Here is a 26148-nt window from a genome sequence, read left to right on the forward strand (position 1 = left end):
ACTGCGGCAGGTGTTTTCGCTTTCATTCAGCGATGACTGCCGCCATTCTCCGCCACCAGCTAGAATGAGACGGAGGCCCTCGACGAGGCATCCGTCAGTCCCGGCAGGTGTTGCGGCGATGAACCTGACTTTTCTGGAAACCTTCATCTGGGTCGCCAAGCTCAAGAGCTTTACGCTGGCTGCCGACCGCATGCACGCAACGCAGGCCGCAGTCTCGTCCCGCATCGCATCGCTGGAGCGCGAACTTGGCGTCAGGCTGTTCGACCGCGAACCGCGCGAGGTGCGCCTGACGCCGGACGGGCACTTTGCCCTCGAGCGTGCCGAACGCCTGGTGAAACAGGCGCAGGAATTCGTCAGCGAGATTGCCGGCGAGGAACGCTTGAGGGGCACCGTTCGTATCGGCGTCATCGACACCATTTCGCATTCGTGGCTGATCGACCTGATCAAGCGGTCGAAGATGCGCTACCCGCAGATCAACCTCGAACTGACGGCTGATACAAGCCTGCGCCTGACGGACGACCTCATAGCCAACGAGCTCGACGTCGCGCTGATGATGGGGCCGTTGCTCCGGCAGGACATCGTCAATGTCGACCTGTGCACCTATTCCTGTCGCTGGGTCGGGTCGCCGGAACTCGGCCTTCACGGTCGCCCTCTCAACGTCGACGACCTCGCCGGGTTTCCGATCCTTTCCTTTCCCAAGGGCGCGCAGCCTTATGAAGCGTTGCGCAGCTTCTTTCATCGGCAGCTCGAAGCCGACACCGTGCTTTATGCGACGAACTCCCTCGCGACGATCATACGCATGGCTTGCGACGGTATCGGCGTCGCTGCCTTGCCCTCCGTGGTGACATGGCGCGAAAGGGGACGCGGCGAACTCGTTGAACTCGACGTGCGCCAGACGTTTCCGCCGCTCAGCTTTCACGCCGTCCACGTCAACAGTCCGAACATGATGCTGCCGGCCACCATCGCGGGCCTAGCTCGCGAGGTTGCCCGCGAATTCTGCGAACGCACGGACTCGGCACTGGCCTGGTGAGCTGCGTATAAGAAAACTTTATGGGAGCCGGCAAAATTTAGTCGTTGGACTCATCTTCCCTTGCGACACAGCATGGCTTCACACGGTTTTGGAGGATGACGTGAAGATTTCCATCATTCAGATGAATTCGCAGGGCGACAAGGCTGCCAACATCGAGGCGGCCCGTTCGCTGGTTGCAAAGGCTGCCGCAGACAAGCCGGATCTCATCGTACTTCCCGAATACTGGGCCGTTCTCGGCGACGGTCCCGCCGACTTCCATGCGAGCGCAGAGGAATTCCCCGAGGGTGATGCCTACACCGCAATGGTAGAGATGGCGCGCGAGCACGGCGTGACGTTGCATGGCGGCAGCATCGTCGAAAAGGCCGGCAACGAATTTCACAACACCACCGTGGTGTTCGGCCCCGATGGAGAGGAAAAGGCGCGCTATCGCAAGATCCATCTCTTCGACGTCGACGTGCCGGGCGGTGTCAGCCACCGCGAGAGCGAGACGATTGCACGCGGTTCAGAAGTCGTTACCTACGACGTCAACGGCACGACAGTCGGCTGTGGCATCTGCTACGACATTCGCTTTCCGGAACTGTTCCGCAAACTGCGTGACAATGGCGCCGACGTCATGGTGCTGCCGGCCGCATTCACGCTGATGACGGGCAAGGATCACTGGGAAGTGCTGGCGCGTGCGCGTGCGATCGAAACTGGCAGCCACTTCATCGCGGTCGGCCAAATCGGCACCCATGCCGGTGGCAAGAAGGCCTGCTACGGCCATTCCATGGTGATCGACCCTTGGGGTCACATCTCCGCGCAGGTCGGCGACCATGTCGGCCACGCCACGGCGGAACTCAACCACGAATACCGCAAGCGCGTCCGCCAGAACGTGCCGGTACAGAACCATCACGTCCTTTGAGGTAGACATGTTCCAGATCAACCCTCTGCCCGAACAGATTCCGGCGTCAACGATCGCCCGGCTCGAACTGGTGGAGACGGCCACCGCCGGCCATTTCCTCCATACGCAGTTCGCCGACAATCGCCTGCGCGCCGTGCTGCCGGAAAAGCGCGTCGCCGGCACGGCCGTGACGTTGCGCATCCCTGGCGCGGACTCGACTCTTCTTCATCACGTGCTTGGCCTGGTCCGTCCTGGTGACTTTCTGGTCATCGATCGCGGCGGCGACACGAAACATGCCTGCTGGGGAGGCGTGGTCACCAATGCCGCCAAGCTGGCCGGGATTGTCGGTGCCGTGATCGACGGTCCAGCCACCGACTTCAACGAGATTCGCCGCTGCGAGATGCCAATCTGGTGCAGCGGTCCTGCGCCGATCACCACAAAGCTGCTGGGGCTCGAGGGCGCCTTCAACGTGCCGGTCTCCGTCGGCGGCCAGGCCGTCGAACCCGGCGACGCCGTGCTCGCCGACGAAAGCGGCGTCCTGTTCCTCAAGCCTTCGCAGTGCCTGGCGGTTGCAGAGCGCGCCATCGGCATGCAGGAAAGGGAGCTCACCGTGCTGGAACGTCTGCGCAATGGCGAGAAGCTGCCGCAGATCACCGGCGCAAGCGACAAGGTGAACGCCGCACTGGCACCGATTGCCGCTGAATAGCGGAAGACTGCAACCGCAAGGGTCCAGAAAATTCGTCGCAGACCGCAGGTCCGGGACGACAAAAAGAGGCCCGTGAATTCTTGACTGAACACCTGAATGGGAGCCTGACATGAACTTGAAAACCACATCCATCCTGGCCGCTGCTGCGCTGGCCCTTTCCAGCTTCGTTTCGGCAGCATCCGCCGAGACCTGGCGCATGGCACACAAGATGCCGGCGGATTCCGTCGAAGGCGAGATCTTCCAGGCGGTCGCGGACCGCATCGCCGAGAAGACTGGCGGCGACATCACCGTCGAGGTCTATCCGAACGAACAGCTCGGCAAGGATGACGCCATCCTCGAGCAGCTTCAGCTCGGCACCGTCCACATCTATCCGGAAGGCTCGGCCTATCTGCAGAAATGGGTGCCGGAGATGCAGTTCGTCTCCGCGCCTTTTCTCTTCGACGATCGCGAGCATTGGTCGCGCTTCATGGCGTCCGACCTCGTCACTGGCTGGCATGAGACCATCGAAAACGAGCACGGCATCGCGGTCATCGGCGACCCCACCAAGATGGTGCGCGGACCCTACCGGGTGATGGTGGCGACAAAGCCGGTCGAGTCGCTCGAAGACATGAGTGGCATCCGGCTGCGCCTGCATCCCGATGAACTCGCAGCGGCCGCATGGCGTCATCTCGGTGCCGAGGTTCGCACGCTTGGCTGGACGGAAGTCTACGAGTCGCTCGGTCGCGGCATCGTCGAATCCGTCAACAGCCCCATCGCGCTCGTCGAGCCGATGCGCTTCTACGAGGTCGCGCCCTACGTGATCCGCCATGACGAGTACCCGCAAGGTCTGGCCTTCATGGCCAATGCCGATGCGTGGAACGGCCTCGACGAGGAAACGCGGGCTCAAATCCTCGAAGCGTATGACGAGGTGGCAGCCGAGTCCGCCGCCGAGACGGACGCCGTTGCCGACGCCTCGATCGAGCGCATGAAGGCCGAGGGCGTGACCTTCACCCAGATCGACACCGCTCCATTCGTCGAGCGGATGGCCGAACTCTATGGCCAGATGAACGACGCCGGCGAACTGCCGGCCGGCTTCCTCGACGCCGTCAACGCGACGCGCTGAGGCGGGCCGACAATGCTGGACTCGCTGGAGCGAGGACTGGCCGGCTGCGAACGGGTGTTCCTGTTCGCAGCCAATGGCCTGCTCATCACCATGCTGGCGATCAACCTCGCCAACATTCTCTCCCGCCTCATCCTTGATACCGGCATCATCTGGGTCTTCCCATGGACCGAGGTTCTGTTCGTCTGGATGATCTTCCTGGGATTCTTCGTCATCTATCGACGCAACCAGGACATCACCATCGATATCCTCGTGAGGCGGCTTGGCCCGACGACGAGAGCCGTCCTGCAAATCGTCGTCGGTGTCATCATCGCAAGCCTGATGCTGCTGCTGCTCTATCAGGCGCTAACGCTCGTCCCGCGGCAGGTGGGCCGCATCGACATGGTTGGTCTCCAGCGATACTGGCTTTCAATACCGTTCTTCGTTTCATGTACCCTCATCGTGGTGTTGATCGCGCTCGACATCGCAAGGGCGATAGCAATTCTCCGCGGCGTGGAACCGGCGGTTCGGCCCGGCGCAACGGAGGAGAACTGACATGATCGCGATCGGGTTGTTCACCGCCTTTATCGTCCTGCTCGCCATCCGTGTGCCGATCACAGCCGCCATCGGCGTTGCCGTCGCGGGAGCGCTCATCACCTCCGGCTTCACAGGTCAGCTCTGGATCCTGCCCATGAAGGTGCTGGAGGGGGTCAGCAATTCGTCGTTGCTGGCGATCCCGTTCTTCATTTTTGCCGGCAATCTGATGAACTCGGTCGGGATGACCGAACGCATCTTCAACCTTGCCAACGCGCTCGTCGGTCACTTCCGTGCCGGCTTGGCCCAGGTGAACGTTCTTGCCTCGGTGCTACTGGCCGGCGGAACCGGGGCTGCGGTCGCCGATATCGCTGGCCTTGGCGCGGTCGAGATCAAGGCGATGCGCGAAAATGGCTACAAAGCCTCGTTCGCCGGCGCCATTACGGTCGTGTCGTCCATCGTCGCACCCTTCATTCCGCCTTCCGTGCCGCTCGTGGTGTATGCGTTCCTTTCGAACACGTCGGTCGCACGCATGTTTCTAGCCGGCATCGTGCCTGCATTCCTGATCGCCGGCGCGCTGATGCTGTTCAACCGCTTTCTCGCCACGCGGCAGGAGTTCCCGCAACAGCCGCGCGCCAGCCTCAAGGAAATCTGGGGCCACGCTATAACGGGTGCGGCAGCGTTGATGGCGCCGGGCATCATCATGATCGGCATCCTGACGGGCACGACCACCGCGTCTGAAGCGGGTGTGCTCGCCTGCTCCTACATCATCCTGCTCGGTATCATTTTTCGCAGCATTTCATGGAAGGCGGTCTGGGAAGCAACGACCGAGACCATGCTTATCACCTCGATGATCATGATCATCATCGGCTTCGCAAACTCGATGGGCTGGCTGCTCGCCATCGAGCAAATCCCTCAGACCCTAGCGGCATCCATACCCGACCTCGTTGAAAGCACGCTCTTCTTCCTCGTCGTTGTCATGGCATCCGTGCTCATCCTGGGTTGCTTCATTGACGGCGTGACGATCAAGCTGCTGCTCGTGCCCATCCTGCTGCCGCTCGTCGACACGTACGGCATCGACCGCGTGCATTTCGGCATCGTACTGCAGATGTCGATCATTCTCGGCATTGTCACGCCGCCACTCGGGATCGGGCTCTACATCGTCTCCCGCATCGCCGCGATACCGGTGGAAGACGTGGTGCGTTCGGTGATCCCGTATTTCCTGCCGCTGGGTATCGTGTTGTTCCTGCTGGCCGCGATCCCCCAAATCTCCCTGTGGCTGCCGAACCTGATCATGGGGCCTCAACAGTGAGGAGCGCGCATCCTCGGCTTCAAACGCCGAGTGTGTCGCGCAGGCGGCGGAACTGGCCAAGCGTCATAGCCTGGCCATCCACCGTCCTCAGCCCGAGCGCGGCGGCATCCCGCAGCAGTTGGGTCTCGAGCGGATCGGTAATCGCGTCCGCCACGTAGGCGTCCTTCGGCAGGGTCGACAGCAACTCTTTTGGGAACGGAGTGCCCGGCGCATTTGCCATGCCAACCGGTGTCGCATTGATCGCCATGGCATAGTCTTCCAGCGAAGTGGGCATCTCGCGCTGTACGGTCAAACCGGTTCCGGCCAGCCGGGCGGCCAGCGCCTCGACCTCCCCCTCATCTCTCGACCATAGTGCGACATGGGCTCCGCCCCTTTGGGCGAATTCGTAGGCGATCGCCGTGCCGGCGGCGCCGGTGCCGGCAAGCACTATCCGGTTTCCTGTTGGATCGAACCCGGCGGACGCCGCACCGTTCCAGAATCCGGCGCCGTCGGCCATGTCACCGCTCAGCCTGCCGCCTTGATCGCGACGCACGACATTGACGCTCTCCAACGCCCTGGCGGTTTCAGACGCCTCGTCCACCAAACCGAGCAGCGCTCTCTTGTGCGGAAGTGTCGAGACGAAGCCGTCACAGTTGGTTGCGTCGCGAACCATGTCGACGAAGCCGGCCAGGGCCGCTGTGCTGACGTCGAGCGGCACCATGATCCGGTCTTCTCCGCGAGAGGCGAAATACGCGTTGAACAGGTAGGGCGCGCGCGCCTGGGCGATCGGCGTTCCGATCATGAATACCACCCGGCTTTGCCCTGTGACCAATCGCTTCGCCGTCGCCAAAATTCCATCCCTTCGCTTGACTCTCGCTCTATCCCTCAATAGCAGGCGAAATATTGAAGATTTTCTGACGCGTTGGAGGAGAGTGCGTGTTCGGGAGGAAGACACGGGATTCTGACACGGTCGTGCGGTTGATCGCTTCCCAGGTGCGTCGCGATATTTCCATTGGCGTGTTGGCCCCGGATGCGAAACTCAAGATTGACGATTTGCGCCAACGTTACGGCGGGTCGGCGCATTCATTTCGCGAGGCCCTAACCCTCCTCGCCAGTGAAGGGATCGTCGAAGCCAGCGCCCAGCGCGGTTTCCGCGTCGCCTCCGCGACCCAGACCGACCTTGAGGACATCTGCCGCCTGCGCGCAGAGATCGAGACGCTCGGGCTCGGCTGGTCGATCAAGCATGGCGACCTGCGCTGGGAGGGCGAAGTACTCGCCGCGTTCCACACCTATTCGAAGCTTTGCGCGCAGACCGCAGGCGACCGTGCGGCATATGCCATCGAGTGGGACGAGGCGGGCCGCTACTTCCATGCGACCTTGGTATCCGCGTGCCGCTCGCCGAGGCTGATTGAATTCCAGGACCGCCTGTTCACCCAGAGCCGGCGTTTCCGATATGCCGCGCTCGTGGAAGGACGCATCGACCTCACCACGGAAACGGGCGACCTGAGCGAGGTCGTCCAGGCAACGCTTGCACGCAACGCGGATCGCGCGTGCGAACACCTGTCAATCCAGATTCTCGGCGTTCTGACGCGTTGAGATACGGCTGATGCCGAAACCACCACGAAAACGTACCAATACAGGGAGGAATGACATGAATTCCATCACACGCAGGACATTTGGCGCTCTCGCCGCCGCTACCATGCTGGTCTCTGCCAGCGCCGCCAGCGCGGAGCCGATCAAGGTCGGCATCCTGTCGCTGGTCTCGCACTCGCCGAGCATCATCGCGGAAGGCAAGGGCTATTTCGACGAGCAGGGGCTGGAAGTCGAGTTCGTGCCGTTCCAGGCGGCGCAGCCCATGGCAGTGGCGATTGCATCCGGTGACGTCGATTTCGGCATGACCGCGATGACGGCCGGCCTTGTGAGCCTCGCCGAGAAGGGCGCCGTCAGGATCATCGGCGGCGCGCTGCAGGAGACACCCGAGATCGACGGTCAGAAGATCCTGGTGTCCAAGGCTGCCCATGAAGCGGGCGTCACGTCGCCCGCCGACCTCGCCGGCAAGCGCTTCGGCATCACCACGGCCGGATCTTCCTTTCATTACATGGCGCACAAGATCGCCGACAAGGAGGGCTTCGAGCGTTCCGAGCTCGAACTCGTTCCGCTCAATGCTGTTCCGGCAGTGATCGCTTCGCTGAAGTCAGGGCAGATCGATGCCTGGTCGATCGTCCCGAACATTGCGGCCGGACTTACCAAGGGCGGCGATGTCTTCGAGATCGGCAAGGTGTCGGATTACGTCGACGGCTACCAGGTGACGACGATCTTCACCTCTGCGGACAACGTTGCGAACAATCGCGAGCTGGTCGAGAAGTACCTCGCCGCTCTCTCCAAGGGCGTGGCCGACTACAATGCAGCCTTCGTCGACAAGACCATGTCCGACGAAGACAGCGCCGAGGTCGTCGGAATGATCCACGAATACATCTATTCCGACCGTCCGCTGGAAGCCGCCGACCCGGCAATCCGTGCCGGCGCGATGCGGATCAACGAGAACGCCAGGCTGAACGTCGCCAGCGTCGAGGATCAGCTCGAATGGTTTAAGTCGGAGAGCCTCGTGCCCGCGGAAGCATCGATGGAAAACCTCGTCGACACGAGCTTCGTCGAAACGTTCTGAGTGAGCAGCGCCGGCCCCTTTTGCCGGGGCCGGCCCATCCTCGACAGGGGAATCAACATGGACATCGTGGTCGACAATCTGTCTCACCACTACGGTCAGACCGAGGTGCTGGATGGCATCAATTTCGAGCTGAAGGGCGGCGAGATCGTCTGCATCATCGGACCGTCCGGGTGTGGCAAGTCCACGCTCCTCCGGTTCATCGGCGGCCTTGAGCAGCCAAGCGCGGGACGCGTCCTGATCGCCGGAGCGCCGCCGGCGGATTCGCTCAACCCGCTCACCTACATCTTCCAGGACTTCGCTCTGCTGCCGTGGCGCACTGTCGAGGGCAATGTCAGCCTCGTGCTCGAGGACCACGGCATCAAGGGAGCGAAGGCCGACGCCGTCATCGACGACGTGCTTCGCCGCACCAAGCTGTCGGATTTCCGCAAGGCCCTGCCGCGGCAGCTTTCGGGCGGCATGAAGCAGCGAGTCGCGATTGCCCGCGCCTTGTCGGTGAACCCCGCCGTCATGCTGATGGACGAACCGCTGTCGGCACTCGACAGCCAGACCCGCGAACTTCTGCTCGACGACCTGATCGAGTTGTGGACGCGCGAACGCTTCTCCGCTTGCTACGTGACGCATAACCTGGCGGAGGCCGTGCGGCTCGGCCACAAGATCATCGTCCTTTCACGACGTCCGGGGCGAATCCGTCAGATCGTTCGCATCGACATGCCGCTTGAGGAGCGCGTCGACAGACTGGCCGAACTCGAAGAGACCCAGCGTCATCTGTGGAACCTGATGCGCGACGAAGCCCGCGCCGCGGACATGGAGTTGTCGGATGTCGCTTGAGACGGTCAATACGGTGCACGCCACCTCGTTGCAGCAGGAGACCATCGTTCCGCCGGCCGATGCCCGTCCGGTGCCGTTTCGCGGCGGCGGCTTCAGGGTCCGGAAATTCCGCCTCATCTCGCCGATCGTCTTCATCGTCCTGATCGGACTGTGGGAACTTGGCTCGCAGACGGGCTTCATCAGCTCGATCGCCCTGCCTGCGCCGTCGGAGGCGTTCAGCGCGTTCCAGGACCTGGTGCGGACCGGCATGCTCTGGACGCATCTGAGCGCCAGCCTCTATCGGCTCTCGGTCGGCTGGATCTTCGGGTCCGCGCTCGGTGTCGCGGTCGGACTGATGATCGGCCTGTTCTCGCTGTCGCGCGCTGGCCTGCTGCCGATCGTCTCGGCGCTGTTCCCGATCCCGAAGATCGCGCTGCTGCCGTTGTTCATCGTCTGGTTCGGCATCGGCGAGGGTTCCAAGGTGGCGACGATCCTGTTCGGCACCTTCTTCCCGACTGTCATCGCCACCTATGGCGGCGTGGACAATGTCGACCGCAACCTGATCCGCATGGGCCAGTCATTCGGGCTTTCGTGGCTGTCGATTGTTCGCAAGATCATCATTCCCGGCGCACTGCCGGCGATCCTGTCGGGGTTCCGCATCTCGGCATCGATCGCGATCGTGCTTCTCGTCGCAGCGGAAATGATCGGCGCCCAGCATGGTATTGGCGCCTATATCCTCATGGCCGGGGCACTGTTCGCCACGGACCAGTTGATAGCGGGTGTTGCCATGCTGTCGGTTCTCGGGCTCACCGTCGGATGGCTGATCGGCAAGGCCGAGCAGTATTTTCTCGACTGGCGCACATGACGGCAAAGCCATGACCAAACGCTTCGAGGCCGATTATGACGTGGCCGTGTGCGGCGGCGGCGCGGCCGGCGTGGCGGCCGCCATCGGCGCGGCGAAGGCAGGCGCCAAGGTCTGCCTCGTGGAGAAATATGGCTTTCTCGGCGGCGCGGCGACGACCTCGCAAGTCTATGCCTATTGCGGACTGTTCCAGCAGGGCAAAGAACCAACGCGTGCAGTCGCGGGGGTCGGGGTCGAGGTGATTGACGAATTAAGGCGGCATGGCCTCGATGGCCAAGCCTACCGCTCGGAGACCACCGGCAACTGGATCGTGCTGCTCGACGGCGAAGTGCTCAAATTCGCCCTCGACAACCTCGTTCGCCGGTATGACATCGACGTCAAGCTGCATACCCGCGTCGCATCCGTTGCACGCACCGCCGACCGGCTGGAGGCGATCACCCTTGCCGGCATGGATGGGCGCACCCGCGTGGCAGCGGAAGCCTTCGTCGATGCCAGCGGCGACGCCAATCTCGCCATGCTGGCCGGCGTCCCTTTTCGCGTCGGCGACAGCGAGGGCAAGCTGCAGGCGTTGACCATGCCCATCCGCGTCGGTGGCATTGCGGCAGACCTCAAAATAGACCGCGCGGCGTTGAAGGCTGTGATCGCGCGCTACAACGAAAACGGTCGCTATCCGATCCAACGGACCGACGGTGGCATCGTCATCCGCCTGCCGCTCTCGCATGACATGTGGTGGATGACGGTCGACGTGCCGTTGCCGGACCTGTCTTCCGAAAGCTTCACCGCTGCGGAGATGGAAGCACGCGCACGGGCAAACGATTATGTTGCTGTTCTCAAGCGTGAACTGCCCGGCTTCGAACGCGCCTATCTGGTGGCGACCGGCCCGCAGATCGGCGTGCGCGAGACCCGCCATCCCGCCGCGCGCTACGAAATGACCGGCGAAGACGTCGTGCTAGGACGTCTGCGCGACGATGGCATTGCGCGGGCCGCGTGGCCGATCGAGCTGCATGGCGAGGCGGGCAAGCCAAGTTATACGTCGATCGGCGGCAGCGGCTATTGTCACGTGCCCTACGACTCGATTCGTGCAAAGGGGCTGGACAATCTCTGGTATGGCGGTCGTGTCATCGGCGCCGACGCACAAGCCTATGGATCGATCCGCGTGATGGGCACCGCATTTGCGACGGGCCAGGCGGCCGGCGTTGCGGCGGCTGATCACGTTGACGCTGGGCACCGCACCAACCTCGATCGCATCCAGGCGCTGCTGCGCGAGCAGGGCGCTCTCGTCTAGCCGGACCTGCAAACTGCCGAAAGATGTTGTACATTCGCCTTGATTGCGAAACAGATGTTCAATAGTGATAGACTCCACGGCTGACAGCCGTTCGGAGGAAACACGTCATGAGCATCAACGTCGCCCCAACGGGGCTCGCCCGCGATCTTCAGGAACGCGCGAAATCTGGCAAGCCGATCCGCATCGGCCTCATCGGCTCCGGCGAGATGGGAACCGACATCGTCACCCGCGTCGCCCATATGGATGGCATCGAGATCGGCGCAATCTGCGAACTCAACCTGCCGAACGCCGTCAAGGCGGTCGACATCGCCTACCAGGAAAAGGGCCACGCACGCGAGGCGGGCAACGCTTCAGCCGTCACCGAAGCGATGGAAGCCGGAAAGATCGCCGTCACCGGCGACGCCGACCTCGTCTTCGGCAACGATTTGATCGACGTCGTCATCGACGCCACCGGCGTACCGGCCGTCGGTGCCGAGATAGGCCTCCATGCGATGGAGCACGGCAAGCATCTCGTGATGATGAATGTCGAGGCCGACGTGACCATCGGTGCCTACCTCAAGAGCGAGGCCGACCGGCTCGGTGTCGTCTATTCGCTCGGTGCCGGCGACGAGCCTTCGTCCTGCATGGAACTGATCGAGTTTGTCTCTGCGATGGGTCATCCGATCGTTGCCGCCGGCAAAGGCAAGAACAATCCGCTCAACATCGATGCGACCCCGCCCGCCTATGAAGAGGAAGCGGCGCGCCGCCACATGAATGTGCGCATGCTGGTCGAGTTCGTCGACGGCTCAAAGACCATGGTGGAGATGGCGGCAATCGCCAACGCGACGGGCCTGGTGCCGGACAAGCCGGGCATGCACGGTCCAGCCGCAACGCTCGACCAACTGGCGACCACACTGGTACCGGAGAAGGATGGCGGCGTGCTGTCGAAGGTCGGCGTCGTCGATTATTCGATCGGCAAGGGCGTCGCGCCAGGCGTTTTCGTCGTCGCCGATATGTCGCATCCGCGCATAAGCGAGCGTATGGAAGACCTCAAGATGGGGAAGGGCCCATACTTCACCTTCCATCGTCCCTATCACCTGACCAGCCTGGAAGTCCCGCTGACCTGCGCCCGCGCCGTGCTCTACGGCAAGGCCGACATGGTGCCGCTGTCGAAGCCGGTGGCGGAAGTCTGCGCCGTGGCCAAGAAGGACATGCAGCCCGGCGAGGCGCTCGATGCGATCGGCGAATATTGTTACCGGGCATGGATCATGACGGCTTCCGAAGCGCGTTCGGCCAAGGCCATCCCCTGCGGCCTGCTGCAGGGTGGCTCGGTCACCGCGCCGATCAGGAAGGGCGAACTCATCACCTATGCAAATGCGGCTCCGGCGCCGGGCTCGAAGATCGCCGAGCTGCGCGCCCGCCAGGACCGGCTCGTCTACGGGGACGCCTGACCATGACGGCAGCACGGAAAAAGCCCACCAGCAAACAGACCCTCGCCAACCTTCCGTTCGCATACCGGCAGTATGACGCGGCGGCGCTGCGCGAGGCACTGCGCAAGATGTATCTGATCCGCCGTTTCGAGGAAGGCGCTGAAGACTCCTACACGCGCGGATTGATCCACGGCACGATGCACCTGTCGATCGGCCAGGAGGCAAGCGCAATGGGCATCTGCATGCCGCTGGAGACCGCCGACCAGATCACCTCGACCCATCGCGGCCATGGCCACAGCATCGCCAAGGGCGCCGACGTCAAGCGCATGTTCGCCGAGTTCTTCGGCAAGACCACCGGCTATTGCAAGGGCCGGGGCGGCTCCATGCACATCGCCGACGTGGCCGGCGGCAATCTCGGCGCAAACGGCATCGTCGGCGGCGGCATTCCCATCGCTGTGGGGGCAGCGCTGACGGCGAAAAAAATGAAGACCGGCAATGTCGTCATCTCGTTCTTCGGCGACGGGGCCAACAACGAAGGCGCTTTCCACGAGGCTCTGAACATGGCCTCGGTCTGGAAGCTGCCGGTCATCTTCGTCTGCGAGAACAACGGCTACGGCATGTCCACGTCGACGGAACGGTCGACGGCGGTGAAGAACATTGCCGACCGGGCCGCCGCATATTCGATGCCGGGTGTCATCGTCGACGGTAACAATTTCAGCCAGGTCGCCGAGGCGTCCCATGAGGCGGTCGAGCGCGCGCGCGCCGGGGATGGCCCGACGCTCATCGAATCCAAGACCTACCGCTATCGTGGACACTCCAAGAGCGATCGCAATCGTTATCGCACCAAGGAGGAAATCGAGGATTGGATGACCAACCGCGATCCGATCATCCTGTTCGAGAGCGAGATGAAGGAATTCGGCATCATCGATGACGCCGGCATCGAGGCAATCCGCGAGGACGTGAAGCGCGAGATCGCGGAAGGCATCGAATTCGCCAAGACCAGCCCCGCGCCGGATGTCGCCGACGTCGCCCGGTACGTTTATACCGAGGAGCAGGCGTGATGGATGCCACCCCACGCGAACTGAGCTACGCGCAGGCGATACAGGAAGCCATGGCCATCGCCATGGAGGCTGACGAACGTGTCTTCCTGATGGGCGAGGACATCGGCGTCTATGGGGGAGCGTTCCAGGTAACCGGCGATCTTGTCGAGCGCTTCGGACCCGATCGTGTCATGGATACGCCAATCTCCGAACTTGGCGGCGCCGGCGTCGCGGTGGGCGCGGCAATGACCGGCATGCGGCCGATCTTCGAGTTCCAGTTCTCCGATTTTGCCACGCTGGCGATGGAGCAGATCGTCAACCAGGCCGCCAAGATGCGCTTCATGCTCGGCGGCGAGGTCTCTGTGCCGCTCGTCATGCGTTTTCCGGCGGGCTCGGGGACCGGCGCGGCCGCGCAGCACAGCCAGAGCCTCGAAGCCTGGCTCGGCCACGTCCCGGGGCTCAAGGTGATCCAACCGGCAACGCCGCATGATGCGAAGGGCATGCTGCTTGCCGCCATTGCCGACCCCGACCCGGTGATGATCTTCGAGCACAAGCTTCTCTACAAGATGAAGGGTCCGGTCCCAGAGGGCCACTATACCGTGCCGATCGGCAAGGCGGAGGTACGTCGCGAGGGCCGGGACGTCACCGTCGTCGCCACCTCGATCATGGTGCACAAGGCGCTCGAAGCCGCGGAACTGCTTGCCGGCGAGGGCATCGACCTTGAGGTGATCGATCTCAAGACGATCCGTCCGCTCGACCGTCAAACGATCATCGACAGCGTCAAGAAGACGTCGCGGCTGATCAGCGTCCATGAATCCGTCAAGACGCTCGGCATCGGAGCAGAGATCTCGGCCACGATCGCGGAAAGCGACGCATTCGATTTTCTAGACGCGCCGATCGTGCGCCTCGGTGGCGCGGAAACACCGATCCCATACAATCCTGAACTGGAGAAGGCGGTCGTACCTCAGGTGCCCGACATCGTCACCGCCGCGCGCGACCTCGTGAAAGGGAGGCGCTGAACCATGCCGGTCGAGGTCATTCTTCCAAAGGTCGATATGGACATGGCGACCGGCCGGATTACCCGCTGGTATGCCGAGGAAGGCGCTGTCGTCAAACAGGGCGACGTGCTGTTTGAAATCGAGACCGACAAGGCCGCGATGGAAATTGACGCACCAGCCAGCGGTACGGTGCGCGCCATCACGGGTGCGGTAGGTGTGGATATCCCCGTCGGCGAGCCCGTGGCCTGGATCTACGCTGAGGGCGAGGATGCGGGAACAATACCTGACAAGCCCGCGGCAGGTTCCTCATCTCGTGCCGAACCATCGGCCAGCGAGCAGGAGGCGAAGGAAAACGCCGATGTTGTCGCCGTGCAGGGAAAGAACAAGGCTGAGGAACAACGTCCGGACGGGCAGGTCCGCGCGACCCCCCTCGCCCGCCGCATCGCGAAGGATTCCGGCGTCGACATTGCCGGCATTGCGGGCTCGGGTCCTAGAGGGCGTGTGGTCAGGGCGGATGTGGATGCAGCCATTGCCGGCGGCACACCGCCCTCTGGCCTGCCGGCCATCTCCCCCTCAGGGGGGGAGATCAGACAATCGCCGACGTCAGAACTGCCAATCTCCGCCCTTGAGGGGGAGATGGCCGGCAGGCCAGAGGGGGGTATTTCCCACCCGAAGCCAATGTCCGACGATACGGGGCTGAAACTGTTCGAGGAAGGCTCCTACGAACTCGTGCCGCATGACGCGATGCGCAGGACCATCGCGCGCAGGCTGGTCGAGGCGAAGTCGACGATCCCGCATTTCTATCTCACCCTCGACTGCGAGATCGACGCGCTGCTGGCGCTGCGCAAGCAGCTCAACGATGCCGCTCCCAAGGTCAAGTCAGACAAGGGCGAGGAGCCGGCCTACAAGCTGTCGGTCAACGACTTGGTCATCAAGGCGATGGCGGTGGCGCTCAGGGCCGTGCCCGACGCCAACGCGTCGTGGACCGAAGGCGGCATGCTCAAACACAAGCATGCCGACGTCGGCGTTGCCGTGTCGATCCCGGGCGGGCTGATCACGCCGATCGTGCGCAAGGCCGACGAAAAGACGCTGTCGGTCATCTCCAACGAGATGAAGGACCTGGCGATGCGTGCGCGAAACCGCAAGCTGAAGCCGGAGGAATACCAGGGCGGCACAACGGCGGTCTCCAATCTCGGCATGTTCGGCATCAAGGATTTCGCCGCCGTCATCAACCCGCCGCATGCGACGATCCTGGCGGTCGGCGCGGGCGAGGAGCGGGCGGTGGTCAAGGGCGGGCAGGTGGTCGTTGCCAATGTGATGTCGGTGACGCTGTCGACCGACCATCGCGCCGTCGACGGCGCGCTCGGCGCCGAACTGCTCGCCGCCTTCAAGCGCGCGATCGAAAACCCGCTGACGATGCTGGTGTAGGCACGAGTCAGTTGCCTGAAGTCGCGCACGGGCGCATGATGTTTCTGTCGGCGGAGAGCCGGCAAAGCACTGGAAGGACGCTGCGATGTCCGAATTTACCCCCCCTGACATGCGATCGCTGCTCGGCAAGGTGATGAAGGCCTCGCCGACCGATATCAAGTTCATGGCGCAGCGGTTGCACGATCATGCGTTCGAGCCGCGCATGTCGGCGGAAGCCACGCGCGCGTTCGCACGCGAACTCGGCCATGAGGACCTCAAGGCATTTTGCCTGGCGATCGGCCTGCCGGCGCACGTTGCCGAACGATGGGACAGGTTCGGCCTGTCGGCCGAAATAATGCACGTCCTGACCTTCATGCTGGCTGAGCGGCAACGATTGGTCGAGGCGATCGACGAGTTCGAGGCCAACACGCATGTCGGCGTCGACGATTTCCTGCGCGAGCGCGGCCTGCTCTAGTCGCCGTCGAGAAGCCGGCTCGCAGTTTCGCTGTCGGTGATCAGCATGCCGGCACGGACAGCCTTGAGGGCCGCACGGATGGCTTCCACCTTTTCACGCCCCCCTGCGGCGAGGACCACGTTGGGAATTGCCGCCACCGTTTCCAGATCGATCGCCACCACGCGACTGTTGACCTCATGATCGACGAGCTCCCCGTCGCTGTCGACGAAATAGCAGAGCAGGTTCGCAACGGCGCCCTTAGCCTTCAAGGGTCGAAGAAGTGATGCCGGCGCGATCTTGTGGCGAAAAATCGTCGCGTTCGGAGTCAGTTCGCCGACGGTCAGGACAGCGATGTCGGCCGCCGCCGCGCGCCGGCGGACGTCCATGAGTTCGGGCTGCTCCCACAACAGGCTTCGCAAGAGAGGATCGTGAACCATCACCGGTGCGGTGATCTGGTAGCTGTCGACTTCCAACATCTCCGCCACCTTGGCGGCCACGATCGACGGATTGATCCAGTGCGAATGCGGCAGCCCGCCGACGAGGCCGACGACGGATGCCTTCTTCAAACGTCGGCGCTTCATGAAACCAAGGCTTGCATGAAGCGTCGCGCCACCGCCGATCGCCAGCGTCATGCCATCCTGCATCGCCTCGCCCAGATAGAGCGCGACCGCATGCCCAATGGCCCGCTCCAGATGCTCGCCCTCTGCGGGCGTCGGAACGACGATCGCCCCGTGGAGACCGAAGCGCTCTTCCAGGCGCCGCTCAAGCTCGACCTGGCCCGCCGTGGACGCATTGATGGTGGTAACGACCAGGCCTTCGGCGACGCAAGCCGCGAGCGTCCGCATCACCTTGACTCGGCTGACGTCGAGCCTGTCGGCAATTTGCTCCTGGGTCAGCCCTTCGACATAATAGAGCCACGCAGTCTTGACGTTGAGGTCGGAGGAGACCATCGCGGCGCGGCGCTTCGTAGTGGACATCATATGGCTCCTCCCCCGCTACTCCCATCGTCGTTCCGTCACCCTGCTGTCAACGGAAAAGGCAGTCGAAAACCGGCTAAGCGCTGTTCATATGTATTTGACAGTGAACAAATGAACATATTTTATGTCGATCGGGCGCGATGTCATCCAGCAGTCATATGCGCCGTGCAGGGAGGAGCTGGAAGGCTGTCACAAAGCGATGGCCGGACCGTAAGATGCAAACAGGAGGTTTCATGAAAACGCTTTCTCTCAAGCTGGCTGCAAGCCAGATAGCCCTCGCGCTGACGCTTTCGGCCGGTGTTGCAAATGCCGAAACGCTGATGCTCTACACCTCGCAGCCCGAGGCGGACGCCACCAAGACCGTCGACGCATTCAAGGCTGCTCACCCGGACGTCGACGTCCAGATCTTCCGCTCGGGAACGAGCGATCTCCTCACCAAGCTGGCGGCGGAGTTCGCGGCCGGAGCACCGCAGCCCGACGTGCTGCTGATCGCAGACGCGGTCTCGATGGAGCTGCTCAAGAGGGACGATCGCCTGATGGCCTATCCGGAGGCCAATGTCGAAGGGCTCGTGGAAGGCTCCTACGATCCCGACATGACCTACTTCGGCAGCAAGCTGATCACCACCGGTATCGCCTACAACACAGCGGCCGCGGAGAAGCCGGAACACTGGAATGATCTGGTCAAGCCGGAATACAAGGACGGCGTTGCCATGCCGAGCCCACTCTACTCGGGAGCCGCAGCCTTCATGATGTCGGGCTTCGCGCTCGATGACGAGATCGGCTGGGATTTCTACACCGGCCTCAAGGACAACAACGCGATGAGCGTTCGCGGCAACGGCGCCGTTCTCAAGTCGGTCGCTGCCGGCGAAAAGCCCTACGGCATCCTCGTCGACTTCATGGCCATGAACGCGAAGGCGGAAGGCTCTCCGGTCGAATTCGTCTTCCCGGCCGAGGGTGTCCCGGCGGTGACGGAGCCTGTTGCCATCATGTCGACCGCGAAGAATGTCGACGACGCCAAGCACTTCGTCGACTTCATCCTGTCGGAGGACGGTCAGGCTCTGGCGCGCGACATGGGCTACATTCCGGCGAACATGTCAGTGGGCAACCCATCGTGGCTGCCCGAGGGCACCGAGGTGAAGGTCATGAACGTCGACATCCAGGGTGTCGCGGACCGCATCGAGGCCGACAAGGAAAAGTTCTCCGAGCTGTTCGGCGGCTAAGGGAAATCGCCGCATAGCAGCGAGGGCGAAAGAGCGACGATGACGGAAGCATGGAAACAATGGCGGGGCCAGGAACTGGCCCTGACCCTGGCAGTTGCCGTCATAATCGCAGTCCTTTCGCTCATGCCGATGCTGCGGCTGCTTCAGGAGATCGTGCTGCCCGGCGGCACGTTCTCTCTCTCCGCGATCCAGGTCGGCCTCGCCAAGAGTTCGACCTGGACGGCGACTCTCAACACGCTGGTCGTCGGTCTCGGCGGCACGCTGCTCGCCGTTGTCGGGGGCACGCTCATCGCGCTCGTCGTCGCGCTCACCGACCTGCGCGGGCGCAACGCGTTCGTGCTGTGCTTCGTGATGCCGCTGATGATTGCGCCGCAGGTGACGGCGCTCGCATGGCTGCAGCTCTTCGGTCCGGCGAGTCCGTTCCTCAAGCTGCTGGGCATCGCTCCACCTTTGGGCACGCCCAACCCGCTCTATTCACCACAAGGCATCATCATACTTCTGGGAATCCAGTATGCGCCCCTCGTCTTCCTGCTGGTGCGCGCCGGGCTGCGCAAGCTGCCGCGCGAACTGGTGGAGGCGGCACGCGCCGGCGGCGCTGGCTGGGCGACGGTGCTGCGCACCATCATCCTGCCGCTGATGACCCCGTCGATCGTGGCAGCCGCGGCACTCGCTTTCGTGTCTTGCGTTGGAAACTTCGGTATTCCTGCCTTTCTGGGCATTCCGGCCAATTATCTCGTTCTGCCGACGCTGATCTACCAGCGCCTTGCCGGCGCGGGGCCTGCCGTCCTGAGTGAAGTCGCGTTTCTCTCGGTGCTCATCGGCATCATCGCGATGGCCGGCATCATTGCCCAGGAAGTCATGAGCCGTCGCCGCGACTACCGCATCAGTTCCACCTCGCTGCCCGCGGATCCGTATCGGCTCGGCCGTTACCGGTTGCCGGTGGAGATCGCCATGTGGGCGATCGTGCTGGGCATGCTCGTGCTGCCGCTGTTCGGACTTTTGCTGACGTCGCTGGTGCCGGGATACGGCATTCCGGTCACGGCGGAAACGGCGACGCTTGAGAATTTCCGCTTCATCCTGTTCGAACATGGGGGCGCGCGGCGTGCATTCGTCAACAGCCTGATGCTGTCGCTGGGTGCCGCCATCTTCGCGGTGTTGGCCGCGCTTCCCATCGCCTACATGGTCGCTTGGGGCAAACAGAAATGGGTTCGCTACGTGAACCTGATGATCGAGTTGCCTTACGCGCTGCCAGGCGTGGTTCTGGCAATTGCATCGCTGCTGCTCTTCCTGCGGCCGATGCCGATCACCGGCATTCACATCTATAATACCATCTGGATCATCCTCTATGCCTATCTCGCGCGCTTCCTCGTGCTTGCGTTGCGCCCGACCGTGAGCGGCTATCACCAGGTCGACCGTGCGCTGGAGGAGGCCGCACAGGTGGGCGGAGCCGGCCTGTTCATGCGCATGCGCACGATCATCTTCCCGCTTGTCGCGCCCGCTGCCATGGCAGGCGGCCTGCTGATCTTCATGACGGCCCTGAGCGAACTGACGGTGTCAGCGCTGCTCTGGTCCTCCGGGGCCGAGACCATCGGCGTCGTGATGTTCTCGTTCGAGCAGGGCGGGGATTCGAAATATGCGGCGGCGCTGTCGCTGATCGTCGTCTCGATCACCTTCGGGTTGATGCTGGCGACCAATCTGTTCGCGCGCCACCTTCCGAGCGGAGTGCTTCCATGGCGGGACTGACGATGAAGGGTGTCACCAAGACCTTTGGTGACTTCGACGCACTGAAGGAGGTGACGCTCGACGTGGCCGACGGGGAATTCCTCGCCGTGCTCGGTCCTTCCGGTTGCGGCAAGACCACGCTGCTACGCATGGTGGCCGGTTTCGAGGACGCGACGGCCGGAACCATTGCGATTGGAGACCGCATCGTCTCAAGCCCGCAGCGCAGCCTCCCGCCGGAAAAGCGCCGTGTCGGCATCGTCTTCCAGAACTATGCGCTGTGGCCGCATATGACGGTTGAAGAGAATGTCGGCTACGCGCTGAAGGTCGCCAAGGTGCCAAAGGACGAGGCGCGCAGGAAGGTCGAGGACGCGCTGGCTCTCGTCGACCTCCAAGGATTCGGCGAGCGTTACCCGGCCAAGCTTTCGGGTGGCCAGCGCCAGCGCGTGGCATTGGCGCGCTGTCTTGTCGCCGCGCCATCGCTCGTGCTTTTCGACGAACCGCTGGCCAACCTCGACGTTCATCTGCGCGCTTCGATGGAGGACGAATTCGCGGCCTTCCACAAGCGCACCGGAACGACCATCATCTACATCACCCACGATCAGGCGGAGGCGATGGCGCTGGCCGACCGCATCGCCGTCATGGATCAGGGACGCCTCGTCCAATTGGACGTGCCACGCAAGCTCTATCGCGAGCCGGCCACGGAAATGGTCGCATCGTTCATCGCGCAAGGCATCGTGCTGCCAGCCACCGTCTTGAGCGAGGAGGCCGAGGGGCAGTGCCGCGTCAGCGTGCTGGGTCAGGAGACGGTGGTGCGTTGCCGCCCAGGCGAGAAGCCACGCGAAAACGCCAAGATCTGCTGCCGCGCATCGGACCTCGCGCCGGCGTCAGGTGATGAGCCCGGGCTCGACGGGACAGTGAAGCGCGCCGTCTACAAGGGCGGGGAGACGCGGATCGAGTTTGCTCCGGCGGCCGATCCTCACCTGAACATGCATTTCGAGCTGCCCGATCCCAATCAGTTCGTGGAAGGAAAGCAGGCTCGCCTGCGGATCAGTTCCGGCTGGCTCATTCCCGCCGAGGCGCCGCGCTGACCATGGACATCGGACTGTTCGGAGGTTTCGGCGAAAAGGGCCGTACCAGCATCGCGGCAAGGAGCGGCGCGACCTGCCTGCTTATGGATGCAGGCATAAAGGTCGGCGCTCAGGGCGACGCGTATCACCCTGCCTTGGTCTGGGCCGCATCTGAACTCGACGCTCTGCTGGTAACGCATGCGCATGAAGACCATGTCGGAGCCCTTGCTTGGCTGCAGGGTCAAGGCTTTCGCGGCCGCATCTTCATGACCGCAGAGACGATCCAGGAGGCCCCGGCAACGCTTGCCGCCTATGCACGTCCCGCCGATCTCAAGGCCAATCCGTTTCCGCGTGGCCAGATCGAAATCTTCGAGCCCGGCGAGACTCTCTCCATCGGCAACATGACGGTGGAGACCGGACGTTCGGGCCATGTCGTCGGCGGTGTCTGGTTCGCCGTGGATGACGGCAGCAGCCGCGTCGTGCATTGCGGCGACGTGGTGCCAGACAGCAGCGTCTTTTTCATGGACCCGATCCCGCAATGCGATCTGGTCGTACTTGACGCGTCCTACGGAGACGATCCCGTTCCCGGTACCGATCGTTCGAAGGCAATCGCCGATTGGATTGCGATGCATCCTCGCGGCTGCCTGCTTCCGACGCCGCTCTCCGGTCGCTCGCTCGAACTCATCGCCGCTTTTCCTGCCGCCTTCGCCATCCACGCGAGCATGCGCGACGCCCTTCATGCGCAAATCGCGACGCAAGCCGCACTTCGGCCCGGCATGGCCGAACGCCTCGACGAAAAACTGGCCAACGCAGTCGACTGGCGCGACGGTGACGCCTTGCCGGAAGTTCCGCTGCTTGCCGACGATGGGATGGGGCAGGCGGGGCCCTCCGCCCGACTTCTGCCACGAGCAGAGGCGGCCGGCTTCCCTGTCCTGCTCACCGGCCATCTGCCGGCCGGCTCGCCGGGCCAGTCGATGCATGCAGCCGGCAAGGCGGACTGGATCCGCATGCCGACGCACCCGACGCGGCCAGGCAACGTAGCGATATGGGAAGGTGCGGGGCGACCTATGGCGCTGGGCCATTCGTGCCCGCCGGCCGATCTGCAGGCGCTGCATTCGCATATTCCTGGCTTGCGCGTCGATAGCCGCACAGGCCAGACATTCAAACTTTGAAGCGGAGCGGCGCGATGCGGATACTCGTCAGCAACGATGACGGCATCGAAGCTCCTGGGCTGGCACGGCTGGTGGAAGCCGCAGAACGGATCAGCAACGACGTCTGGGTCGTTGCGCCGGAGGACAAGCACACGGCCGCTGCCGCCTCGATCACCATCGGCAAGCCGCTGACGATGCACAAGCGCGGCGAGCGCCGCTATGCCTGCTCGGGCCGGCCGGCCGACTGCATCGTGACCGCGATGGCGTGGCTGTTCGACAAGGAGCGAAAGCCCGATCTCGTGCTGTCCGGCATCAATGACGGACGCAATGTCGGCGAGGACATCGCCTATTCCGGTACGCTTGGCATAGCGCGCGAAGCCTCGTTCTGGGGCCTGCCCTCCGTCGGATTCTCACGGGTCAAGAATGCTGCGATCTCTTCCGAAGACCCGGACTGGCTCGCAGCGCTGATCGCGACGCTGTGGCAGCGCAGGGCAGGATGGGCGCTGGAAGGACACTATCTCGCCGTGAACCTCCCCCACGCCCTGCCGGCAGAAATCCGCCAACCGTTCATCGGCCGCGACAAGATCGCGCGAACTGCCGAGGCGATCGAAACGGACGGCAACCGCACGGTGCTCGTTATTCCACGAGGCCGCGCTCACACCGCCACTCCCGGCGACGACAACAGCCTGATCGATGCAGGTTTCGTGACGATCAACCGGCTGAACTGGTTTGGAAACACGCCTTTGAGCCAGAGCTTTCTCGATGAACTCGAAGCAACGCCGAGCTGACCAAAGCCGTCAGGCGTGCACCCCGAAACGATCGAGCTCCCGCGCCACCTGATCCCAGGTGGAACAGATGCTCATCGCGCCCTTCTCGGCCAGGCGCGCGCCATGGCCGTCATAAGTGTGACTGCCACCCGTGAAGCCGATCGCCACCATGCCGGCGGCCACCGCACCCTCGACCCCGAACGGCGAATCCTCGATCACGACGCAGCGCGACGGTTCGGCACCCATCTTGCCGGCAGCAAACAGGAAGATGTCCGGCGCTGGCTTGCCGCGCGCGACCATTGACGAGCTGACGATCGCGTCGCCGAAATAGCCCGCGAGCCCGGTAACGTCGAGGCTGTGATGGATGCGCTCGAGTGACGATGACGATGCCACGCAGCGGTCTACAGAAAGCGCCTCGAGAAATCCCTTGATGCCGTGCGTCGGCTGCAGCTTTTCGGTGAACAGAGCCTTCGTCTCGGCCCAGATGTCGCCCTGCTTGTCCTCGCCGAGAAGGTGTCCCGTCAGGTCACGGATCCTGACGATGATGTCCGCCTGCTTCATGCCGATGCACTGCGCTATCACGTCCGCGCTGACACCGCGCATGCCATGCTTGTCGTAGACACGCTCATAGGCGAGGGCGGCAAGCGGCTCGCTGTCGACGAGCACGCCGTCACAATCGAAAATTATCAGGGACTTGCCGCTCACGCGTAGGCTCCGCTTTCAGGCTTGGTGGGGAAGGGACGAGTCGTGCGATGACCGGGATAGCGCCTGCCGCACGGCTTGTCGCGAAAGCCCGGTATCAGGCATGGCCCAGTTTGGCTCCGTGCCAAGAAAGCGGTCGAGGAAAGCGATCGCCAGCGCCGGCATCTCTTCGGCATTCTCGCGGTAACTCCACCAGGTTCGCAGGTCGTCGACGCAGGAATCGAGCTGCGGCGCGTGACCGAACTCCTGCTCGTGAATGGCCGAAATCGCCGAAACGCAATAGTTGGTGTAGAGGAAGCCCTCCGGCCAGAAGCGCGCGATTTCCATCAATTCAGGATCCTGCCCGGGTTCCAACCGGACGTCCTCGCTCGCCAGTCTCGCCGGATTGCATCGAATCAGCTCACGCAGGACCAGGCCCGCGGCGAAAACGATGAAGTCGGCGCGATCGAGGCGCGCATGGTCCTTCTGCGTCTCGACCGTTTCGACCCAGTCCAGGAACACCTTGGTCAGGATCGTGTCGTCGATGTCGTAGCGCAGACCGTAAACCCGCGTGACCGCCTTGGCATTGGCGCGGAAGGTCGCCCGGAACCAGCGCAACCGCCGCAATCGATGCCGCAAATCCGGCATCTGCGCCAGTTCGTCCTTGAACCGCAGGTCCATTCGCGTTGACTCCTCCCGACGACAGCCTTCCATCCAGCCTGGCTGATACCATGCCGGCAGACGCCATTCTCGGCAAGGATAATACATATTGACACTTCAGGAGACAAATGTTCTCTAAATGGCGGATGCCGGTAGGTGAGGTTGCCGGCGCGGGGAATTCGGGAGGATGCTCCGAATGGCTATCTGGCAATGGGGATTGCTGCTGCTTGCCGGCGTGTGGGCACTGCAGGCCTTGGGCGTCTGGCTGCAGATGCAGCATTATTCGGGCGTCTTCAAGGGCATCACCGAGAAATACAGCGACGGCTTCGTCGGAGCCGGAAACTATCGCGGCCGCTTCAAGAGAGGGACGATCGCGCTGGTGGTCGTGACGCCCGATCTCATCGTCCGCCGACTGCTGCTGATGAGCGGCCGCACCGTGTTCACGAAATTCAAACGGCATGAGGAGTTCGAGGGCATGACCCTCGACCGGCTTCGTTCCGACCCCGCCATCTTGGGAGAGGAACACCCCGGCGTGACCGAAGCCGTCACGCGGGCGATCGAGCAGATCGACCGCGCGCGGGCGGAGCCGAGAAGGCAGCCCGGCCTGTCGGGTATCAGCGCCGCTGGCGCTTAGGCAAGCCGAATCCGGCAGATGCCTGCCGGCGGCATTTAGGAGGGAGGAAGGATGTCGGTACTATCTATGTTGGCGCAGCATGCCGATATGGCCGTGCAGAACCTGCATGTCGCAGGCTCCATGGTCTCGGATGCTGCGTTGCACGGCAAGCTCGCCGTGCAACACACCGCGAACGATTACGTCGTTCTTGCACAGGCGACGCAAGATGGCGGGATCAGCGTCGACGAGTTCAGGGAACGGCTTGAAAACGTCACCCAGGAGGAACAGCTCGGCTGGCTGACGGCTGCGGGCAAATACTTCATCGGCATATTCCAGGAAGGCGGCAAGGTATTTGCCGGCTTCGTGACCGGCATCATCCCGACGCTCGTCGTGCTGATGACGGCCTTCTATGCAGTCACCGAACTCGTGGGCGAAAAGCGCGTCCATGGCCTGGCCCAGGGTGCGGGACGCATCGCGTTGACGCGCTACACGGTGCTTCCGGTTCTCGCGGTCTTCTTCCTCACGAACCCGATGGCCTACACCTTCGGCTCGTTCCTCGAGGAAAAGCACAAGCCGGCCTTCTACGACGCGGCCGTGTCCTATGTGCACCCCCCGCTTGGTCTGTTCCCGCACGTGAACCCCGGCGAATATTTCGTCTGGGGCGGTATTCTCGTCGCGCTACTCGAACTGGAACGCAACGGTTCGGTGGCCGAAGGCTACCATATCCAGGTCGCGATCTGGTACGCGCTCGTCGGTCTCGTCGTGATCCTGCTCAAGGGCATGCTCACAGAACGCATCACGGCCTTCATGGCCCGCCGCCAGGGCGTCGAGCTCTGAGCCGGGG

At 63.1% G+C, this 26148-nt stretch carries 27 protein-coding genes; 23 read left to right on the plus strand and 4 right to left on the minus strand.

Annotation, left to right across the window (positions count from 1 at the left end):
- Positions 1–118 precede the first annotated feature (118 nt).
- The 6 genes from AAFN84_RS18785 (at position 119) to AAFN84_RS18810 (ending at position 5540) form a co-directional block, all read left to right on the plus strand.
- A complete protein-coding gene (locus tag AAFN84_RS18785) occupies positions 119–1030 on the plus strand; it encodes a LysR family transcriptional regulator (RefSeq protein WP_347516169.1) in 912 nt (303 codons plus the stop codon).
- A gap of 100 nt (positions 1031–1130) precedes the next feature.
- Entirely contained in the window at positions 1131–1931 is an 801-nt protein-coding gene (locus tag AAFN84_RS18790) for a carbon-nitrogen hydrolase family protein (RefSeq protein ID WP_347516170.1), read from the plus strand.
- Between the two features lie 7 nt (positions 1932–1938).
- Positions 1939–2616: an RraA family protein gene (locus AAFN84_RS18795; RefSeq protein WP_347516171.1), complete on the plus strand. Its 678-nt coding sequence runs from the start codon at positions 1939–1941 to the stop codon at positions 2614–2616.
- A gap of 109 nt (positions 2617–2725) precedes the next feature.
- Positions 2726–3718, plus strand: a complete 993-nt coding sequence (locus tag AAFN84_RS18800) for a TRAP transporter substrate-binding protein (RefSeq protein ID WP_347516172.1) — start codon at positions 2726–2728, stop codon at positions 3716–3718.
- 12 nt (positions 3719–3730) lie between these two features.
- The gene (locus AAFN84_RS18805) at positions 3731–4249 is read left to right on the plus strand and encodes a TRAP transporter small permease subunit (RefSeq protein WP_347516173.1); all 519 of its coding nucleotides are present in this window, start codon (positions 3731–3733) and stop codon (positions 4247–4249) included.
- A gap of 1 nt (position 4250) precedes the next feature.
- The gene (locus AAFN84_RS18810; RefSeq protein WP_347516174.1) at positions 4251–5540 is read left to right on the plus strand and encodes a TRAP transporter large permease; all 1290 of its coding nucleotides are present in this window, start codon (positions 4251–4253) and stop codon (positions 5538–5540) included.
- Positions 5541–5559: 19 nt separating this feature from the next.
- Here AAFN84_RS18810 and AAFN84_RS18815 read toward each other — a convergent pair whose 3' ends face one another.
- Positions 5560–6321 (minus strand): hypothetical protein, encoded by a 762-nt coding sequence (locus tag AAFN84_RS18815; protein ID WP_347516175.1) that lies wholly within the window; start codon positions 6319–6321, stop codon positions 5560–5562.
- A gap of 134 nt (positions 6322–6455) precedes the next feature.
- Between AAFN84_RS18815 and AAFN84_RS18820 the strand changes: the two genes are divergently transcribed.
- The 10 genes from AAFN84_RS18820 (at position 6456) to AAFN84_RS18865 (ending at position 16467) form a co-directional block, all read left to right on the plus strand.
- On the plus strand, positions 6456–7115 hold the full coding sequence (locus tag AAFN84_RS18820; RefSeq protein ID WP_347516176.1) for a GntR family transcriptional regulator: 660 nt from the start codon (positions 6456–6458) through the stop codon (positions 7113–7115).
- Positions 7116–7170: 55 nt separating this feature from the next.
- Complete coding sequence (locus AAFN84_RS18825; protein ID WP_347516178.1) at positions 7171–8184, plus strand: ABC transporter substrate-binding protein; 1014 nt, start codon at positions 7171–7173, stop codon at positions 8182–8184.
- A gap of 57 nt (positions 8185–8241) precedes the next feature.
- Positions 8242–9012, plus strand: coding sequence for an ABC transporter ATP-binding protein (locus AAFN84_RS18830; protein ID WP_347516179.1), 771 nt, complete (start codon positions 8242–8244; stop codon positions 9010–9012).
- A complete protein-coding gene (locus AAFN84_RS18835) occupies positions 9002–9856 on the plus strand; it encodes an ABC transporter permease (RefSeq protein WP_347516180.1) in 855 nt (284 codons plus the stop codon). The genes AAFN84_RS18830 and AAFN84_RS18835 overlap by 11 nt, the downstream gene beginning before the upstream one ends.
- A gap of 10 nt (positions 9857–9866) precedes the next feature.
- Positions 9867–11138, plus strand: coding sequence for an FAD-dependent oxidoreductase (locus tag AAFN84_RS18840; protein ID WP_347516181.1), 1272 nt, complete (start codon positions 9867–9869; stop codon positions 11136–11138).
- A 107-nt stretch (positions 11139–11245) separates the two neighbouring features.
- A complete protein-coding gene (locus AAFN84_RS18845; protein WP_347516182.1) occupies positions 11246–12568 on the plus strand; it encodes an NAD(P)H-dependent oxidoreductase in 1323 nt (440 codons plus the stop codon).
- 2 nt (positions 12569–12570) lie between these two features.
- Entirely contained in the window at positions 12571–13608 is a 1038-nt protein-coding gene (locus AAFN84_RS18850; protein WP_347516183.1) for a thiamine pyrophosphate-dependent dehydrogenase E1 component subunit alpha, read from the plus strand.
- Positions 13608–14606 (plus strand): alpha-ketoacid dehydrogenase subunit beta, encoded by a 999-nt coding sequence (locus AAFN84_RS18855; protein ID WP_347516184.1) that lies wholly within the window; start codon positions 13608–13610, stop codon positions 14604–14606. Before AAFN84_RS18850 ends, AAFN84_RS18855 begins: the two co-directional genes overlap by 1 nt.
- A gap of 3 nt (positions 14607–14609) precedes the next feature.
- Positions 14610–16013, plus strand: coding sequence for a pyruvate dehydrogenase complex dihydrolipoamide acetyltransferase (locus AAFN84_RS18860; protein WP_347516185.1), 1404 nt, complete (start codon positions 14610–14612; stop codon positions 16011–16013).
- An 85-nt stretch (positions 16014–16098) separates the two neighbouring features.
- Complete coding sequence (locus AAFN84_RS18865; RefSeq protein WP_347516186.1) at positions 16099–16467, plus strand: hypothetical protein; 369 nt, start codon at positions 16099–16101, stop codon at positions 16465–16467.
- Here AAFN84_RS18865 and AAFN84_RS18870 read toward each other — a convergent pair.
- Positions 16464–17423, minus strand: a complete 960-nt coding sequence (locus AAFN84_RS18870; RefSeq protein ID WP_347516187.1) for a sugar-binding domain-containing protein — start codon at positions 17421–17423, stop codon at positions 16464–16466. The genes AAFN84_RS18865 and AAFN84_RS18870 overlap by 4 nt on opposite strands.
- A gap of 233 nt (positions 17424–17656) precedes the next feature.
- Between AAFN84_RS18870 and AAFN84_RS18875 the strand changes: the two genes are divergently transcribed.
- The 5 genes from AAFN84_RS18875 to AAFN84_RS18895 are packed head-to-tail and all read left to right on the plus strand — an operon-like array spanning position 17657 to position 23371.
- Positions 17657–18643, plus strand: a complete 987-nt coding sequence (locus AAFN84_RS18875; protein WP_347516188.1) for an ABC transporter substrate-binding protein — start codon at positions 17657–17659, stop codon at positions 18641–18643.
- Between the two features lie 39 nt (positions 18644–18682).
- Complete coding sequence (locus tag AAFN84_RS18880; protein ID WP_347516189.1) at positions 18683–20386, plus strand: iron ABC transporter permease; 1704 nt, start codon at positions 18683–18685, stop codon at positions 20384–20386.
- Positions 20374–21453, plus strand: coding sequence for an ABC transporter ATP-binding protein (locus tag AAFN84_RS18885; RefSeq protein ID WP_347516190.1), 1080 nt, complete (start codon positions 20374–20376; stop codon positions 21451–21453). The genes AAFN84_RS18880 and AAFN84_RS18885 overlap by 13 nt, the downstream gene beginning before the upstream one ends.
- A 2-nt stretch (positions 21454–21455) precedes the next feature.
- A complete protein-coding gene (locus AAFN84_RS18890; protein WP_347516191.1) occupies positions 21456–22604 on the plus strand; it encodes an MBL fold metallo-hydrolase in 1149 nt (382 codons plus the stop codon).
- A 14-nt stretch (positions 22605–22618) separates the two neighbouring features.
- Complete coding sequence (locus AAFN84_RS18895; protein WP_347516192.1) at positions 22619–23371, plus strand: 5'/3'-nucleotidase SurE; 753 nt, start codon at positions 22619–22621, stop codon at positions 23369–23371.
- 9 nt (positions 23372–23380) lie between these two features.
- On the opposite strand, the gene AAFN84_RS18900 is transcribed toward AAFN84_RS18895, so the two are convergent.
- Both AAFN84_RS18900 and AAFN84_RS18905 read right to left on the minus strand, forming a co-directional pair.
- A complete protein-coding gene (locus AAFN84_RS18900) occupies positions 23381–24055 on the minus strand; it encodes an HAD family hydrolase (RefSeq protein WP_347516193.1) in 675 nt (224 codons plus the stop codon).
- A 15-nt stretch (positions 24056–24070) separates the two neighbouring features.
- On the minus strand, positions 24071–24712 hold the full coding sequence (locus AAFN84_RS18905) for a hypothetical protein (protein WP_347516194.1): 642 nt from the start codon (positions 24710–24712) through the stop codon (positions 24071–24073).
- A gap of 175 nt (positions 24713–24887) precedes the next feature.
- Here AAFN84_RS18905 and AAFN84_RS18910 point away from each other — a divergent pair, with 175 nt between their 5' ends.
- Positions 24888–25325, plus strand: a complete 438-nt coding sequence (locus AAFN84_RS18910; protein WP_347516195.1) for a transcriptional regulator GutM — start codon at positions 24888–24890, stop codon at positions 25323–25325.
- A gap of 51 nt (positions 25326–25376) precedes the next feature.
- On the plus strand, positions 25377–26141 hold the full coding sequence (locus tag AAFN84_RS18915; RefSeq protein ID WP_347516196.1) for a PTS glucitol/sorbitol transporter subunit IIC: 765 nt from the start codon (positions 25377–25379) through the stop codon (positions 26139–26141).
- Positions 26142–26148 lie beyond the last annotated feature (7 nt).

Source organism: Mesorhizobium sp. CAU 1741 (genome assembly GCF_039839275.1).
In the GTDB taxonomy this organism is placed as follows: Bacteria; Pseudomonadota; Alphaproteobacteria; order Rhizobiales; family Rhizobiaceae; genus Aerobium.